Raw genomic sequence first — 16,865 nt, forward strand, 5'->3', positions numbered from 1 at the left:
CGTATTCTCCTTTACAGCAAGGCGTGCTTGAACAAGCAGACTTTCGTCTGATCGGGGCTGACTGTGGACACAACGACTGGATACACGCACGTCCAGCCCTGCGTCGGCAGGCACGACGCACATGATCCCAAGCACGATGTCATCTACTTACATGAGAACTGAAAATCGCGGACCTATCAGGGCAGGCAGTACCGCTAAGCATTCCGGCCGCTATAATCCATACCCGGAGCAGGACACGGCGCGTCTACCCTGACAGGCCAGCGTACGTTCAAGCCCGGACCAATTCGACCGGCGGGGCTGCCAGCGAGCCCCTGACAGAATTGGAATTCCCGCAGTCAGGAGTGACCTGGCTTGGCCCTCAGTCCGATAGATCTGCGTCAACAAAATCTCTGCTCCGGAACAAACCATTCGTTGATGCACTCGATCCGCCTTATCCGCAGAGCCTCTGGTCGTCATAAATCGCCCTCGCGGAAACTACTGCCGCTGGTCGCAAGCGTGAACGGGCACCATCAGCGGAGCGTTTTCACTCGCGGCCCTCAATACGCGTATGGCCACGCCCACTGACACTCCTATGCTTGCGCAACACAAGCACCTGCGGGAGCACGAAACGCACGGCGAATACATCGCGGGCGTCAGCTCTGGAGATTCACGATCTCCATACCGGGTTTGAACGCAATGCATCAAATTAAAAGATGCAGTGACAGAAGTAGTGCCGACCGCAATGTCAAGCGATTAACCTGTCAGCTGTCGTTTCGCCGCTAACCGTGAATATTGATGGTGACTTTCCAGACGGGAGCCCAAGCGCCCCCTCGCCTGCCGGCAGGCCCTGTTCGAGATGAGGAGTAAATCATGAACGTCGCCGCACCGATCCGTTGCACCAGCTACAGCCTGAACCCCGGTGATGAGCTGAACGACCTCCGCATGTCCGAGGCGGTGCGTCCGTTGTATGACCGCGTGCGCAAGTTCATCCGCGAAACCGTGGAACCGATTTCGGCCGAGCTCGAGAAGCTTTCCGGGAACGTAACCGACCGCTGGAGCTTCACCCCGGCGCAGCTCGAAATGATTGAAAGGGCGAAGTCCAGGGCCAGGGCGGAGGGCCTGTGGAACTTCTTTCTGCCCGATGCGCACACCGGCGAGGGAATGAAGAATCTGGACTTCGCCTACATCGCGGCCGAGCTTGGCAAGGACCTGCTTGCACCCGAGACCATGAACTGCGCGGCGCCCGACACCGGCAACATGGAGGTGCTGGAGCGAGTCGGCACGCCTGAGCAGAAGGAGAAGTGGCTCAAGCCCCTGCTCAACGGTGAAATCCGGTCGGCTTACGCCATGACGGAGCCACAGGTAGCCTCATCCGACGCCAGGAACATCTCGACAACCGCCACGCTTGTCGATGACGAGTGGGTGATCAACGGCGAGAAATACTTTATCTCCGGCGCGGGCGATCCGCGCTGCAAGATCATGATCGTGATGGCGAGAACCAGCCCGGATGCACCGCCGAGCAGACAGCATTCCCAAATTCTGGTGCCAAAGGACACGGCCGGCGTCGAGATCCTCGGACCCATGCACGTGTTCGGGCAGGACCACGCGCCGCGCGGTCACATGCACCTGCGCTTCAACAATGTCCGGGTGCCGAAGGAAAATATCCTGCTCGAGGAGGGGCGCGGCTTCGAGGTCTCGCAAATCCGCCTCGGCCCAGGGCGCATCCATCACTGCATGCGCGTCATCGGCAAGGCGGAGAAGGCACTTGACATGATGGTACGGCGCGGACTCACCCGCGAGGCCTTCGGCAGGAAGATCGCCCGTCTCGGCGGCAATCTGCAGATCATCGCGCAGGCACGCTGCGAGATCGAGGCCATGCGGCTGATGGTTTTGAAGGCCGCGAAAGCCATGGATGTACTCGGTAACAAGGAGGCGCGCGTCTGGGTCAGCATGATCAAGGCGATGGTGCCGGAGCGTGCCTCCCGTATCATCGATCAGGCGATCCAGATGCATGGCGCTACCGGCATTTCGAACTGGACGCCGCTCGCCGAGATGTACACGGATGTCCGCCAGCTGCGCATGACAGACGGTCCCGACGAGGTCCACTGGATGGTGGTGGGCCGGCACGAACTGAGCATGGAGTAGAGGAGGACGGCGCGGCTAATTTGGCTACCATGTACCCATTTTCGGACCGTGTTTGGGGAACACGAGGAAGCTGGCCACCTCAAGGCCCGTCGGGCAGCAGCCGTCCCCCTCATTCGAGCGCCGAAGGTGACTCAAGTCATCCCTTTAGTGACGCTTGGCGACATTTCATCGACGAGACAAGATGTGCGGCGCAGGACCAAGACTCAAGCACCGCGTATCGCCGGGAAAACTCAGGGTGAGCAGCCGAGGCTTCATCGCTATCGAAAAAATCCTGGACGCCCCCGGAATGCAGGGACTGGTCTGATTGGAATGCGTGGCGAAATGTCGTTGCCCCAACGGCGCGCTGGCACAGCTGACATGTTCTGTCCTTGCGAACCCGGCGATCCATTCAGTGCCGTGCGCAATGGCCTCGATATCACCCCTGCAGACGCGAAGCCACTCTCATCGCGGAAGCGGTGAAGATGCCGTCACGGTGACAGACATGAGGGATTCTGCATCAGGCAAGCACATAACGATGTGATAACGAGCTTATTGGTCAGCAGGTCACAAATGACGCCAAAGCGCGTTGTCCCATCATTGATTGACGAGGTTCTCGCATTCCAGGTCAGGAATACCCCGGCTTCCGCTCGCGAATGATGTAGGCAACCTCGAGAAAAGCGTGCTGGGCCCGCGAGGCGCGCGCCCAACGGATTTGAGGGCGTTCTTTCCTTGAAACGGCAGCAAACGCCAGCAGTCGAAAATAGCGTGGGTGGAAAAGCAGAAGCAGGAGGTTGTGCTGCGGGATCATCCTGCCTTGCAGGTGCGAATGTCGCCGTGGATCTTGTGGCGCTCGCGGAAGTGTTTGGCCTGAAGGTTGCGCCGTCTGTAGCGGGCCCATTCGCATGCGAATACCGGGAGCTTCCCATCGTATATAAGCAGCGACGAATTCCTCCCATACGCGCGAACAATCCGATTGAGATGAACGTCGCTTCGTCCTCATCGTCATAAAGGAGCAAACGCAGCTTCATCCGGCGCCGAATTCGAGGACCGGCTTCGTTGGCCTCAAATCATCTTGCCGAGCCGTCAGACCTCGCGTTCGCAGCACGCCAGGCTCATGGCGCCTCCCGGAATGGTCAGCCTGCCCGCGGACGAGGTCAACAATCCGGCGCGCGCGTCCCCGGAGAAGAATTTCGACGAAATCCAGTTCGGCCATGGGAAACGACCCGGGCCAGGGCATTTCGTCAGGTTCGTACATTGTGACGACCGGCTTCCCCCTGCTCACAACCCGGAGCTGCGTACCTCCACAGGTCGGGCTACACAACTTTCAGTATTTAGGTGAAGCCCTGGTTGCCCGCCAGCCACCCCTGGTGCTATTGCGGAACTGCAGGGGAAAGCTGTCGATGGAAACAGGATTTGCGGGCGAGATCGAAGTTCGGGTCCTGCGCCGCGGGCGCGAGGTTGCGCGTGTCGTTCGACCGCTCCGGACCACGCCGCACGGCCCGGTTGTGCGCTACAAGGGGCGGCTCTGGCCGCTGAACGGCTCCAGCATCAACCTTGACGGGCGTACGCTCGAGGAAATCGTTGCTGATGACAGGCCAGCGGCGTCCGGTCTGCCGGAGCCCGCGCCGGCGGACGATGGCCTCCAGGATGACGTGATCGGGGCGGCGCCCGACCGCCGGCTTCTGGTCGATGCCGGGCCGGGCACGGGAAAGACCTGGGTCGCCTGCCAGCGCGTGGCCCATCTCATCCGGGGCGGTATCCCGCCGGGCCGCATCTGGATCGTCAGTTTCACACGAACGGCAGTTCACGAAATCCGCAACCGTCTTTCGGGCTCGCTCGACGAGCCGTCGGACGCCATCGCGGTCCGCATTGCAACGCTCGACTCCCACGCATGGGCGATGCAGTCGGGTTTTTCCAGCGATGCAGGGCTGACCGGCTCGTTCAACGACAATATCGAGGCGACCACGGCGCAGATTCGCGGCAGCGAAGAGGTGCAGGACTATCTGATGCAGCGCGTTGGGCATCTCGTGGTTGATGAGGCGCAGGACATCGTCGGAGCCCGCGCCGAGCTCGTCGAAACGATGATCGATGCGCTCGCACCGGAATGCGGGGTGACGGTCTTTGCCGACCGGGCGCAGGCGATTTATGGCTTCACGGAGGACAGCACTGTCGCGGGCGATGAGGGTGAATCCTCGCTTCTCGCCCGGCTCGAGGACAAGGGCTTCAAGGCGGCCGGGCTGTCACGCGTGCACCGCACGAGCGAACCTGGACTCCTGAAAATCTTCACCGACGTCCGCCGCAAGGTTCTCGACGGCAAGGGATCGGCCCTGAAGCGGAGAGCGGCGATCGGAAGCGAGATCGAGCGTCTTGCCGGCCGTGATGCCGGCGCGGCGAAAGATATCCGCCTTGAAGGTCTTTCGGCCGATACGCTCGTGCTGCTGAGGCGCAGGTCTGACGTCTTGATGGTGTCGGGTCTGTCGTCAGAGGCACCGCATCGCCTGCGCATGTCGGGCCTCCCCGCCCGCGTTCACCCGTGGATTGGCGAAGCGCTCTGGAATTTCGCCGGGCGCAGGATGACGCGCGAGGAATTTGCCGGGCGCTGGTCGGGGCAGGTCAGGCACGCCGGCGGACAGGATGCGGAAGGTGCCGCATGGAATCTTCTGCTGGAGAGCGCGGGCGAGAGCGAGACGGTCGTCGACGTCGATCGGCTGCGGACCATGCTTGCGCGGTCAAATCCGCCGTCGCTTTTCACATCGGCGGAATATGGAGATGCCGGCCCGATCCTGGGTACGATCCATGCGAGCAAGGGCCGCGAGGCCGACGACGTCCATCTTTACCTGCCGCCTGACGACCAGGAGGAGGACGAGGATAGTGACCTCGACGAAGAAATCCGTGTGATGTTCGTGGGCGCCACCCGCGCAAGGAACCGGCTGTTTGTCGGCCGCTCGTCATCGCGCGGTGCAGGCAATCTGAACGGCCGCGTCTGGCGGAAGATGCCGAGGAACGGCCTGCAGTTCGAAGTCGGACGGGCGGGTGACCTCGATGCGTCGTCTCTCGTCGGCCGCGCGGTTTTCGCAAGCGAAGAAGATGCGCTGGCAGCCCAGGCGCGCTTGCGGAAAACACCTGTCATGACGGAGATGTACGCGCATGCGGTGCGCGAGCTCGACTATCGCTACGCGCTGCGCACCGCTGACAGGGAGCGGGTTTGCTTCCTGAGCAGGCACTTCAAGGACGATCTCTACAGCGTGGCGAAGTCCTGTGGCCGTCGGGCGGAGCCGGGTTATCTGGCGTATGTGCGTTCGATCGGGATCCGGACCCTGGCGGTCGAGCCCGACGATCCCGTGCTGGAGCGACTTCATGAACCCTGGCGGTCGAGCGGCTTCATGCTGGCGCCGATGCTCGCGGGTTTCGGGACGACGAAGTTCAGGGCAGGTGAAGATTGAGTGCGCTCTCTCCGAGGGAAATTCTGGTCGACCGGCTCGAGACTGACCTCGTCGGGCCGCGTGTGCCTGACGAGATTCTGGAATCGAAGCCGGCAGACGTCTACGTCTCGGGCATTCTCTGGCCGAAGAACACGCCTATCGCGCCGGAGGAGGACGAAAAGCTGGATGCATCGGCCGGCGGCGAGGATGACGGCGCGGAAAGCGCCGATCAGGCCCAGGCCCGGGCCGTGGCGATGCGTCGTCCGTCGACGGCGGGAATCTCGTTTGCGGTATCCGCCGGAGCGGGAGCAGACCCGTCCGTCAGTGTCAGCATCCGCTTTGCGACCTATGCAGAAGCCGACGGGAAATGGAAGCGCGTGCAGCATGTCCTGGACAACGTGCCTGTCGCGCTGCGCGAGGGCAATGCCAGCCAGAGCCTGGTATCCGGGTCAGTAACATGGCTGAGGCTGCACGTCCGCAGTGTGCCTTTCGGGCACGGCTGGCTATGCACGATTACGCTTGTGAATGACGGCACGCCGGCCGAACCCACCCGAACCGCAATCGAAAAGGTAACGCTATTCCAGGTCGGCTTCGAGGTCAGGCCGGCGGGAGCAACAAGGCTGATATCGCGGCCCAGCCGGCGCTCGCCGGTTGATGACGACGACTGGTCATCTGACCTGCTGTATCGGGATGCCCGCGAGTTTGCCGCCGGTCATACGTGCTCGGCCGACTGGACCGAAAGTGCGGAGGACCGGACGGTCGCGCTTGCGGTGCGTACGACCTGGCTGCCGCAGGCGATCGTGCCCGCGGTCAGCCCCGACGGTCACGAGGTCTTTCGCAGCCTTGCTGCCAGGGACGCGGATGTGCTGTCCGCCGCATGGCTTGCGACGGCGGACACGCCCCGCCTTCATGCCGCTCTCCAGAAACTCTGCACCGCCTACGGAGACTGGATTGAACTGCAGGCGGCCGGGGCCGCCGGACTGACAGGCAGGCGGGCCGAAACCGCGCGGGCGCATCTGGAGACGGCTGCAGGGATCCGGGCAAGGATGGTAAAGGGGGCCGATTTCCTGAAGACGGACGCAGATGCCGCGGATGCGTTTCGGCTTGCGAACCTCGTGATGGACACCCAGCGGAAATGGTCGGGCAATGGCACACTGCGCTGGCGCCCGTTCCAGCTCGGCTTCCTGCTGCTCACGCTCGAGAGTGCCGCGAAGGGCGATCACCCGGATCGTGGCATCATGGACCTGCTGTGGTTTCCGACGGGAGGCGGCAAGACCGAAGCGTATCTCGGCCTGATCGCGTTCGTCGCCTTCTACCGCAGGCTTTCGTCGAAGAAGCCGGATGACGGAGCGGGCGTTGCCGTCATCATGCGCTACACGCTGCGGCTCCTGACCACGCAACAGTTCATCCGGGCGTCCGCAATGATCTGTGCGTGTGAGGCTGCAAGACGCGGTGCGATCCCCACTTCCCTCGCCTCGCGCCTCGGCAACGAGCCGTTCTCGATCGGGCTCTGGGTCGGTGAAGGTGCAACGCCCAACCGCCGCCAGGCCGCGTTCGACAGCCAGCGCGATAGCTCGAAATCCAGCCCGCGCCAGCTCGCCTCCTGCCCCGCCTGCGGCAAGGGACTGAATTATGTGCAGCATCGTCCGACCGATCCCGTGCATGTGATCTGCGAAACGAAGGGCTGCCTGCTTTCAGGTCCGCTTCCCCTTCCGGTCTGGACTGTCGATCAGGACATCTACGAATTCCGGCCGACGCTGCTGATCGGAACGGTGGACAAGTTCGCGCAGATCGTGCGCCAGGAGGCGACTGCAAACCTCTTTGCGGTCAGGAGCGGCATGCAACCGCAGCTGATCCTGCAGGACGAACTCCATCTGATTTCGGGACCGCTCGGAACATTGTCAGGTCTGTATGAGTCGGCGCTCGATCTTATCCTGTCGACCAACGGCACGTGTCCGAAGATTGTCGGATCGACGGCCACGATCCGCCGCGCATCCGAGCAGGTCCTTGCGCTGTTCGATCGCAGGACGTGCCAGTTTCCGCCGCCGGGTCTGGACGCAGGGGACTCCGGCTTCACGGTGACCGATCCGAAGCTCGCCGGCCGACGGTATGTCGGCGTCACGACGGCAGGCCGGTCAGTGAAGTTCACGCTGCAGGCCGTCACGGCCTCGCTCATGCAGTCGGCCCTTGCCGGTCTCGAGCCGGCGGAGCGGGACCATTACTGGACCCTTGTCGCCTACTTCAATTCGCTGCGCGAGCTCGGGGGTGCACTCGTGCTCATGCAGGACGACGTCTACGACACCATCGGACTGATTTCGTCGGCCCGTGGAGGCGAAGCCGGACGCAGGCTCAAAACGGTCGAGGAACTGACTTCGCGGCGGTCGCAGAAAGACATCCGCGACATGCTCGATGAACTGAAGCGGCGTGCGGGAGATGATGCGGCGATCGACGTCGTTCTCGCAACCAACATGGTGAGCGTCGGCGTCGACATCGAGCGCCTCGGCCTCATGGTGGTGAACGGTCAGCCCAAGACGATTGCGGAGTACATCCAGGCCACGAGCCGCGTCGGGCGAGGCAACATCCCCGGCCTCGTGGTCACAGTCCTGAACAATGGAAAGCCGCGCGACCGATCGCACTTTGAAACTTTCCGCTCCTCCCATGCGACCCTTTACCGGGAAGTCGAAGCCACCAGCGTCACTCCGTTCGCCTCACGGGCACGGGACCGGGCTCTTCATGCTGTCCTTGTTGCCGTCATCCGGCACATTGTGCCGGGTATGATGCCGCGGCCCGTGCTGGACGATGCTGCCGTCGCCACGGCCGAAGACCTGATCGAGAGGATCGCGGAGCGCGCGTCGCGCGTCGACCGGCGGGAGACCGCGGTGGGCGACGAGCTTCGCAGGCGGCTTCAGATGTGGATCCGCCGGTCGCCCCGGGAGTACTGGAACCGGTTTGCAAAAGACTCCCTGCTGCAGGGCGCCGAGGAGGCCGCGGCGAGACGCGCCTCTGGGCGCAGCGAGGGGCAGGCCTGGCCGACGCCGAACACAATGCGCGGAGTCGAGCCTTCCGTTCACTATCGACTCGCCGAATGGCTGAAAGCAAGGACCGATGGCGCGTAACGATCTTGGCGAACTGAGGCGCAGTGCTGCGGTCGCAACCTTCGGCCCGGGGGCCGTTGTCGACTTCCGTGCGGACAGGGCGACGGTATCTGCCGTCGCTGCGGGTCTTGAGGAGTGGGACAGGAATTTCCCGCCATCGGGCATGGTCAATGAACAGACCATCCGCGAGGAAAGGCTCGAGAAAAAGCTGAACAAGAGAGGCTTCAGGCTGCCGCCTGTCCGCGATCCCCTCAAGGAGAAGGACGAGAAGGCGCTTGTCGCGGTCCGTTTTCCGACATGGCTGCAGTGTCCGCAGTGTGACCGGATCGGCAGACAGGACATGTGGGCCGACCAGCCAGGCAGGGCGGGCCGGTTTTGTCCGGAGTGCACGCGCAGGGCGCCGGGGCGCAAGGAAGTCTATGTCGTTCCGGTCCGCTTCGTCATCGCGTGTGAGGCAGGACATCTGGACGAGTTCCCCTGGCACATGTGGGTTGATCACGACGCCGCCTGTTCGAACAGCAAAGGCTTCCTGAAACTGGTCTCCGAGCAGGCAGGTCTTGCGGGGCTGATCCTCAGCTGCCCGACGTGCCAGGCGCGCAAGTCCATGGAGGGCATATTTTCGACGAGAGAGACCTCGCGTTTGCCGGCCTGCCGCGGACTCAGGCCCTGGCTGTCAGGACCTGCGCAGACCTGCACGCATCGTCCCCGTGCGACCCAGCGCGGCGCATCAAATCTTTATTTCCCGGTCATCGAGTCCGCGCTCAGCATTCCACCCTGGTCAGACAGGTTGAAGGAGGCCATCGGAATGGCATGGGAACTGATCGTCGGCGTGCTGCCCGAGGACCGGCCGCGCCAGATCGAGATACTTTCAAGGACGGTGCTGGCGCCCGTGCTGAACGAGCTGGAGATGACACCGGACCAGTTCCGCCTCGAAGTCGACCGACGCATCGCGGCCGAAGCAGCCATCGACACTGAAAACCTTCGACTGGAGGAGTACCGGCAGTTTACCGGCGGCACCTATGTGCGCGGTATCGACCGGGAATTCGAGATCAGGCCACAAACGGTACCTGAGGCGCTGAAGCCCCTGCTCTCCCGCCTTGTGAAGGCAACGCGGTTGCGGGAGGTGCGCGCGATGACGGGTTTTACCCGCATTCATCCGCCGGGCGACAGCCTGGCGCCGGTCGCGCAGCTCTCGTCATCGCCGCTTGACTGGCTGCCGGCGATCGAGGTCCGCGGTGAAGGCATATTCATGGAGCTGAACAATGCAAGGCTCGCCAAATGGGAAAACCGGCCGGCCGTGATCGCGCGCGCATCGCGGATCAACGAGCGCTGGATCGTAGAATGGAAGGCGCGGCATGGTTCGGACCAGCAGCCCGCCCGGCTGATTTCCGCAAGGTTCCTGCTCATCCACACGTTTGCGCACGCCCTGATGCGCCAGCTCACCCTCGACTGCGGCTACTCCTCGACGGCACTTCGCGAGCGTCTGTACGTGGAGACAGGTCCGAATGCGATGGCGGGGCTGCTCATCTACACGGCAACGACCGATGACGACGGCACGCTCGGCGGTCTGCAGCGCCAGGGCGACCCGGAGCGCATCGAGCGCACTGTCCTTGCGGCAATCGCTTCGCAGGAATGGTGTTCGTCCGATCCCCTTTGCATCGAAGACATGCTCTCGCGGGAGGAAGACCTCTCGCTGGCGGCATGTCATTCCTGTGTGCTGGCCCCCGAAACCTCCTGCGAGGAGTTCAACCGCTTCCTCGACCGCGCGCTGCTCGTCGGAAAGCCGGGAGCAGGCGAAACCGGATATTTCAGTGAACTGCTGCGGAGCGGTCCGCAATGAGCGGAGCGCGGATGTGGCCTGCCCGGCTGCCGCGGCAGGTGCGCGACAATGAGCAACGCCGCGCGGAGGTTCGGGTCTATGATGCGCTCGAGAGCGCGCTCGGGCCTGAATGGATCGTCTTCTACAGCCGTCCGTGGCTTGGAATCACACCCTATGGCGAAGAGAAGGATGGCGAAGCCGACTTCGTCGTCGTGCATCCCGTGCGCGGCTTTCTCACGATCGAAGTCAAGGGAGGCGGGATTTCCTGGGATCCGGAAACAGACGTCTGGATCAGCGAGGACAGAAACCGCATCCGTCATGTAATCAAGAACCCGGTCGAGCAGGCGCGATCGTCCAAGCATCAGTTGTTCGACAAGGTCCGCGAGATGCCAGGCTGGCCGCGGGGCCGCTTCATCCGGATGCGCCATGGCGTGGTCTTCCCGGATGCAGCGGGGCCCCCCGGGAATTCGGGACCCGACCGTCCCCGCGAACTGTTCTGCTGCCGGGGTGAGCTTGCCGATATCGGCGCATGGGTAAGAAATCGCCTGTCCGGCGAAAGCGCACAGGGGCCAGGCGCCGGCGGTGTGCAGGCCTTTGTCGACCTTCTCGCCCTGCCCATGACCTTGCGCGTGCCGCCTGCGCAGCACTATGACGAGGACGAGCAGACTATCGCAGTCCTGACGCCCCAGCAGTTTCATATACTTTCATCGTTCATGCACCTGCCGCGAGCCGCTGTGGGTGGCGGCGCCGGGACAGGCAAGACGATCGTGGCAATGGAGGATGCCTCGCGGCTCGCAGCGGACGGCTCGCGCGTAGTGCTGCTTTGCGCCGGCAAGAAGCTGGCAGTCTTCCTCCGGCAGACGCTCGGGCGCTCGCCGGTACGGGTCTGCAGCATCGACGAGCTGTGTGTTGCCTTCGCTGCGGAAGCCGGTATCAGGCTTGCGCCTGCACGAGGGCTGCCGGATGACGAAGCTCTGGACGCGCTTGCAAAGGCAATACAGGCAAGGCCGCAACTGAAGTTCGATGCGGTCATCGTGGATGAAGCGCAGGATTTTCGCCCGCAATGGTGGATCGTCATCGAAGAGCTGCTTGCCGACCCGGTCTGCTCCAAACTTCACGCCTTCTATGACACCAACCAGAGCGTTTACGGGGATGTCACGAGCGCGCTTGCATCACTGATCCCCGTCCCGATCCGCCTGACCCGCAATCTGCGCAACACGCAGCATGTGCATGACGCTGCCCGGAGCTTTTACAGCGGCTTCGAGATCACCGCTGACGGTCCCGAGGGCCCCGTGGTCGAATGGCACGTCTGCACGGCAGCAAGCATCGCTTCGAACGTCGTGGCAAAGCTGCGGTCACTGACCAATGAAGACGAGGTTCATCCGGAGAAAATCGCCATTCTGGCGGCCGACGACGATCTTGTCGTCGCGCTCGGCAAGCAGACTGCGGCGTTCGCGGGGGTTACGGTTGCGCATGTGCGTGATTTCAAGGGGCTTGAAAAGCAGGTCGTCATTCTCGCGGCTTCCCGTGGCATGGCCGACGTTCGCGAGCTCGCCTATGTGGCGCTCTCCAGACCGCGGGTTCACCTGTCGATATTCGGGGAGCCTTCGATGATTTCCTGGCTTCAGGGCGCGTACTGAAAGCCGCTTTCAGTCCGATACGGACAGTGAGGCGCTTTGCCGTTTTCCGGAGTATGCGTGTGAAAGATTTGCAAAACGCAAGGTGTGGTCCTTGAATGCAGGCTTGATGCAATGGTCGCGGCTTCAGCCCCCGTGTGTTTTCTGAATTGCCTTTTGCGCAACTCACGTGCGCCGTTTCCGGTGGTCCTGTGCAGGCCGCGCCGCCTGTCGACACGTGCCGGAGACGCTTGGCACTGGCCCGCGACTGCGCTGAACGATTCACTGTAACGACACGATTTGCAGCGCTCTTGACCGTCGGAGATGCTCGTCGTTAAATTGAACATGCGGGATGATATTTTTCCGGAGTTGAAAACAACCTTCGGTTGATGTATGGTACATCGTCTTCAATAGACGGACTTGTCGAAAGAAGTTGCGGGCTGCCGCACGTGAAATCGCCGGCCCCCGGATTGTTGCCGCGTTTGCGATCCAATTCAAAATGGAGATTTCAGATGAGCATCGGAGCAAAGAACCTGGGTGCGGAGCATCTCAATATGGCGGGAGAGCACCTTGAACTTGCAGCCAAACAGTTCCGTGATGCAGCCAGGTGTTACGATGCCGGAAATGGCGAAAAGGCAGCGCACCATGCGCTGGTCGCCCGTGGTGAACTGATACTCGCGCAAGATCACGAAAAGGAAGCGAGCAAGTATCACGCCTCGGAGCACGGCTGACAGCAACGGCAATGGATGCGCGGCCGCAAACCGCGCGCCGCAAGCCCGCTCTGGCGTGTCACCGGGCGCACGCCAAGGCGGGTTTGCGCAACGGGAAGGTCAACTGCGGCCTTCGCCAAAAAAAGTTCCCGGCATCGCGCTGGTTTTGCGAACACGAGGGCGGGAACGACATCGTCGCGGTGCCTCGACCGGGGAGAAGAGCTGTTTCCCGGTGAACGGGACCGCCGACAATGGTCGCTGCGAGTGCGCCCGATTCAAGGTTGAGCAAGAGCGGCGCGGACCCGCCAGACTTCATCCAGGTGCGTGCCGCATCGTACGTTACGTACCGGATAATCGCATGCTTTGGCTCCGGCGATTGCGGGAGGAAGGGATATGTCTTTGAGCGCGCCGGTCTTGTACCCGGAGGTCCTGCCGCCACAACGCTGTGCGCAGTTGATTGCGGAAATGTCGGGACGACTGAGCCCGGCGATGTTCTGGACCAAGGGAGAACGCGTCTACGATCCCAAGGTTCGCGAGGCGTTCAACTGCAAATGGGTCGACGAAGATCTCGCCGGGCTGACCTGCGGGCTGATTGGTCGGCATGAAAGGACGGCCATCGCCCGGGAGCGCGTCGAGCCGATGGAGATCGTCTGCTACCCGCCGGGAAACGGCAGTGAACGTCATCTTGACGGCCCGCACCGCTCGCACTCGATCGTTTATTTCCTCAACAGCGGCTACGGTGGCGGCGAACTGGCGTTCGACAGCGGCGAGGTGTTTCGCAACCTGCCGGTGGGCAGCGCGGTCGTCTGGCAAAACGGGCCGGAGGCCTGGCACGCCTGCCTGCCCATCACGAGCGGGTTCAAGTGGATCGTTGTCAGCTGGGTGCGTCATGCGCACGCCCTGGGCGCTGAAAGCGAGATTCACGCCCAGTTCCGGCCAAAGGCCGAAGCGGAGTCGGCATGACAGGGCTCCCACAGTGATTGACCGGGTCAGTTATTTTCAAAGGTGAAAGATGCGAGCTCCTGATGTCCTGACCAACATCGATGCGGACGGTTTCCTGCGCCGGCTGGATAAGTCGATCTCGGCCTTGTACCCTGACCACCCCTTCGGCAACGGCATAGACCGGGAAAATTTCGGCGCGCTGATGGGGCAATATGCAGCGATGTCTGTTGCCTTCCCTTATATCCAGAGCGGCGCAATTTACCGGGCCTACCGGACGGGCCTCGGTCGGTCCGCATGGAAGGACAACATTCAGATCAGCGCTGCGGTCGGAGCGTTCCTGACGTGGGACGAATTTGGCGGGCATGAGCTCGTCATGCGCAACGGGCCGGATGGACTGCCGGGCCTGACCGAAGTTAAACGCAATTTTCACTCGGCGATGCTGATCACCGATGTGCGGAAGCTGATCGGCGCCGGTTTCACGGAAGCCCTGCCCGACCGGAGGACGGCCGACTATCTGGACCGGCTCTACGATGGACTGTCCGATCCGGTCAGAAACCGCAATATCGCCCATATGCTCGCTTTCGAGCGGCATGCCTTCGCAATGATCACGGCGCTGTATGAAGCAATTCAGTTGCTGTTCGGTGCGGACGCTTCAGAAGGGCTGGACTATTTCGAAGCTCACATCGGAAGCGACAGCAACGGCGAGGCCGTCCACGTGGCAATGACCGGCAGAATGATCGAGAAACTGATCAGGCCTGATGAGGAAGCGGACTTCCTTGAGGAATGCCTCAGGGCTTACGCCATGAACCACGAATGGTGTGCCGGTCTCGTGGCGGCTTCGCCGGTTCCCGCGTAACCGCAGGGCATCAGGGATGCCGACCATCATTGTCATGAATAATGCGACCGAGCAGATGCTGGGTCAGCGGCTTGACCGGCAGCAGGCGCTGTTCGCCGCCCAGGCGGCAACGCGAAACGTCTGGCTCGCGCGTCCTGGCGATGTCGTGGTGGCAACCAGACGACCCGGGGACGATTTTCTGTCGTATATGGCAGCGGTCCCCGGTTGGCAGACGCAGGACGGGAAAGCGCCCGTCCGGTTCGTAACACCCGCGACCGGCGCAGCCAGTGTCGTTCTGAACGACGAGGTCCTGCTGGATCAACGGACGATCGAGACACTTCGTCGCGCGATCGGCGCACCCGACGAATGGTCGATGCTCGCCTGCTACCAGACCGCCGGGACCGCGCGATTGCAGGAGGAGTTGCGCCTCGGCGCTTCGGGTGGCCAGGCGATCGCCCGACGCCATGCTGCACATTTCGGCACCGACCTGCTCAACCGGAAAAGCCATTTTCGCCAGTTCGCGGTCGGCACCGGATTGCCGATACCCGAGGGCGCTATCGTAGCCGCAGAGGCTGATTTCAGGCGGGTCATCGACGCGCTTTTGCCCCTGACAGGCAATGTGATGGTGAAGCTCGACAATGGTGCGGGCGGAACCGGCAACATTGTGCTGAGCGAAGCGGAGACCGGCCCATTCGCCGGCGCCTTCCGGTGGATTCGGCTCCCGGCTGCAAACGGGGACGAGCGAACGGAGATGATTTCTGCACTATGGCAGACCTTGCGGGGACGCAGTTCCGGCCCCCTTGTTGTCGAGGCCTATCACCCGGCCGACGCCATGTTCTATCTCGAGTTTCTGATCAGGCCTGACGGACAGGCCGAGTTTCTCGACTCCGGCTCGATCCGCCTGCGCCGCAGCGCCGATCCCGCGGCCACCAGCCTGTTCTGGACAGGTCTTCAATTGCCTGCCGCCCTGCCGCCTGCGCGGCTGGCGGAGGCAACCCTGCACTGCGGCCGATTGCTGCAGCTTGCCGCGATGATGGGCTATCGGGGCCACATCAATATTGACGCGATCATCACCACCGACAACCGCTTGCTGTTCAATGAGGCCAACGCCCGCTGGGGGGGCGGCACTGTGCTTCACGAAGTTGCGAGCCGGCTGCTCGGCTCCGGCTTCACCGCATCACATGTCGCAGCCTCATTCCGCGACGTGCCGTCACCTGGTTTCGGACGACTTGTGGCCCTGCTCGAGCGAAGCGGCCTTGCTTTCAGCGCCGGCAATCGTTGCGGCATTGTTGTACTGGCCTGCGACGATGTGAACACGCACACCTTTGAGGCGCTGGTCATTGCCCCGGGCAGCAATGAGGCGCGTGCGATGGAGCAGCGTCTGCTCGAAATGCTCCGGCACGAGCTGGATGTCGCAGCATGAGCCTCGCTTCCGGAACAGCCTCAATGCGTGATTTGAATCCGCCAGCACCGCTGCCGAGCCCGGTGCGGACCCTGGCGCGGGCAACGGTGATCCTGGCTGCCTACGCGGTCCTTGCTTCGGCAGCGATGGTAATCTCGCCTCGCCCGTGGGCGGCACTGCCCGTCCTCGGCTGCGCCTTCATCCTGTCCGGCTGTCTCAACGCCGGGCACGACTGCATTCACCAGACCCACTTCGGAGGCCGGTGGGACCGCGTTGCCGGTGCCCTCTGGTGCACGCCAATTCTGGTGAACTTCACGATCTATCGTCGCCAGCATCTGATACACCATCGCTTTTCAGCGACTGAGGGTGATTCCGAGCCGCGGATCCGGTTCGCGAGTTTATCCGGCTATCTTCACGCCCAGTCGGGACTGGGCTTCTGGGGATCGATCTTCCGCCGCATGGTCCTGACCTTCAGGGGCGAATTTCCGGCAGGCATCAATAGCAGGCGCTGGGCGCGTGCCGCCCGACGCGACAATCTTGTCATCCTGCTCTGGCTGGCGGGCTGCGGAGCGGCGACCGTGTGGCAGACACGGACCATGTTCATCGCCTACTGGGGGCCGCTGCTGTTCTATCCGGCGTTCGCGCTGTTCTTCAGTCTGGCTGAACATTTCGACCTGGCCGAAGAGGGAACGCCGTGGCCGAGGGCGCGCAATATCCGCTCGAACGCCGTCGTCCGGTTCTTCCAGTGGCACGCGAACTATCATGCAGTCCATCATCGCCATCCGGCGCTGCCCGCCTTCGCACTCCATTCAGCGCATCGCGCCGACACCGCCTGCGCAGATCCGGTGGAGACGTCGTATCTGGCCTTTCATCTCCGGCTCGCCCTTCGGCTCATCCGGCGCGTGCCCATGTAAGGCGGAC

Annotated in this window: 10 protein-coding genes; all 10 read left to right on the forward strand. The window is 62.7% G+C overall.

All coding sequences use genetic code 11. From position 1 onward, the window contains the following. The first annotated feature begins 849 nt into the window (after positions 1-849). On the forward strand, positions 850-2,124 hold the full coding sequence (locus tag QA635_RS33610) for an acyl-CoA dehydrogenase family protein (RefSeq protein ID WP_283063993.1): 1,275 nt from the start codon (positions 850-852) through the stop codon (positions 2,122-2,124). A gap of 1,190 nt (positions 2,125-3,314) precedes the next feature. Continuing rightward, entirely contained in the window at positions 3,315-5,546 is a 2,232-nt protein-coding gene (locus QA635_RS33615) for a UvrD-helicase domain-containing protein (RefSeq protein ID WP_283063994.1), read from the forward strand. Then, positions 5,543-8,641, forward strand: coding sequence for a helicase-related protein (locus QA635_RS33620; RefSeq protein ID WP_283063995.1), 3,099 nt, complete (start codon positions 5,543-5,545; stop codon positions 8,639-8,641). The genes QA635_RS33615 and QA635_RS33620 overlap by 4 nt, the downstream gene beginning before the upstream one ends. Beyond that, positions 8,631-10,460: a DUF1998 domain-containing protein gene (drmB, locus tag QA635_RS33625; RefSeq protein ID WP_283063996.1), complete on the forward strand. Its 1,830-nt coding sequence runs from the start codon at positions 8,631-8,633 to the stop codon at positions 10,458-10,460. Before QA635_RS33620 ends, drmB begins: the two co-directional genes overlap by 11 nt. Then, positions 10,457-12,079, forward strand: coding sequence for a nuclease-related domain-containing DEAD/DEAH box helicase (locus QA635_RS33630; protein ID WP_283063997.1), 1,623 nt, complete (start codon positions 10,457-10,459; stop codon positions 12,077-12,079). Before drmB ends, QA635_RS33630 begins: the two co-directional genes overlap by 4 nt. A 488-nt stretch (positions 12,080-12,567) precedes the next feature. Further along, positions 12,568-12,786: a hypothetical protein gene (locus QA635_RS33635; RefSeq protein WP_283063998.1), complete on the forward strand. Its 219-nt coding sequence runs from the start codon at positions 12,568-12,570 to the stop codon at positions 12,784-12,786. Positions 12,787-13,158: 372 nt separating this feature from the next. Then, complete coding sequence (locus tag QA635_RS33640) at positions 13,159-13,728, forward strand: 2OG-Fe(II) oxygenase (RefSeq protein WP_283063999.1); 570 nt, start codon at positions 13,159-13,161, stop codon at positions 13,726-13,728. Between the two features lie 49 nt (positions 13,729-13,777). Next, positions 13,778-14,563, forward strand: coding sequence for a hypothetical protein (locus QA635_RS33645; RefSeq protein ID WP_283064000.1), 786 nt, complete (start codon positions 13,778-13,780; stop codon positions 14,561-14,563). A gap of 16 nt (positions 14,564-14,579) precedes the next feature. Next, the gene (locus QA635_RS33650) at positions 14,580-15,965 is read left to right on the forward strand and encodes a preATP grasp domain-containing protein (protein WP_283064001.1); all 1,386 of its coding nucleotides are present in this window, start codon (positions 14,580-14,582) and stop codon (positions 15,963-15,965) included. A gap of 23 nt (positions 15,966-15,988) precedes the next feature. Next, positions 15,989-16,858, forward strand: coding sequence for a fatty acid desaturase family protein (locus tag QA635_RS33655; protein ID WP_283064002.1), 870 nt, complete (start codon positions 15,989-15,991; stop codon positions 16,856-16,858). The last annotated feature ends 7 nt before the right edge of the window (positions 16,859-16,865 follow it).

Source organism: Bradyrhizobium brasilense, from assembly GCF_029714345.1.
Classification (GTDB): domain Bacteria; phylum Pseudomonadota; class Alphaproteobacteria; order Rhizobiales; family Xanthobacteraceae; genus Bradyrhizobium; species Bradyrhizobium australafricanum.

Bases quoted from the DNA above. Each gene is read 5' to 3' on its own strand.
- QA635_RS33610 (WP_283063993.1), top strand. From the start codon at position 850: ATGAACGTCGCCGCACCGATCCGTTGCACCAGCTACAGCCTGAACCCC.
- QA635_RS33615 (WP_283063994.1), top strand. From the start codon at position 3,315: ATGGGAAACGACCCGGGCCAGGGCATTTCGTCAGGTTCGTACATTGTG.
- drmB (WP_283063996.1), top strand. From the start codon at position 8,631: ATGGCGCGTAACGATCTTGGCGAACTGAGGCGCAGTGCTGCGGTCGCA.
- QA635_RS33630 (WP_283063997.1), top strand. From the start codon at position 10,457: ATGAGCGGAGCGCGGATGTGGCCTGCCCGGCTGCCGCGGCAGGTGCGC.
- QA635_RS33635 (WP_283063998.1), top strand. From the start codon at position 12,568: ATGAGCATCGGAGCAAAGAACCTGGGTGCGGAGCATCTCAATATGGCG.
- QA635_RS33640 (WP_283063999.1), top strand. From the start codon at position 13,159: ATGTCTTTGAGCGCGCCGGTCTTGTACCCGGAGGTCCTGCCGCCACAA.
- QA635_RS33645 (WP_283064000.1), top strand. From the start codon at position 13,778: ATGCGAGCTCCTGATGTCCTGACCAACATCGATGCGGACGGTTTCCTG.
- QA635_RS33650 (WP_283064001.1), top strand. From the start codon at position 14,580: ATGCCGACCATCATTGTCATGAATAATGCGACCGAGCAGATGCTGGGT.
- QA635_RS33655 (WP_283064002.1), top strand. From the start codon at position 15,989: ATGCGTGATTTGAATCCGCCAGCACCGCTGCCGAGCCCGGTGCGGACC.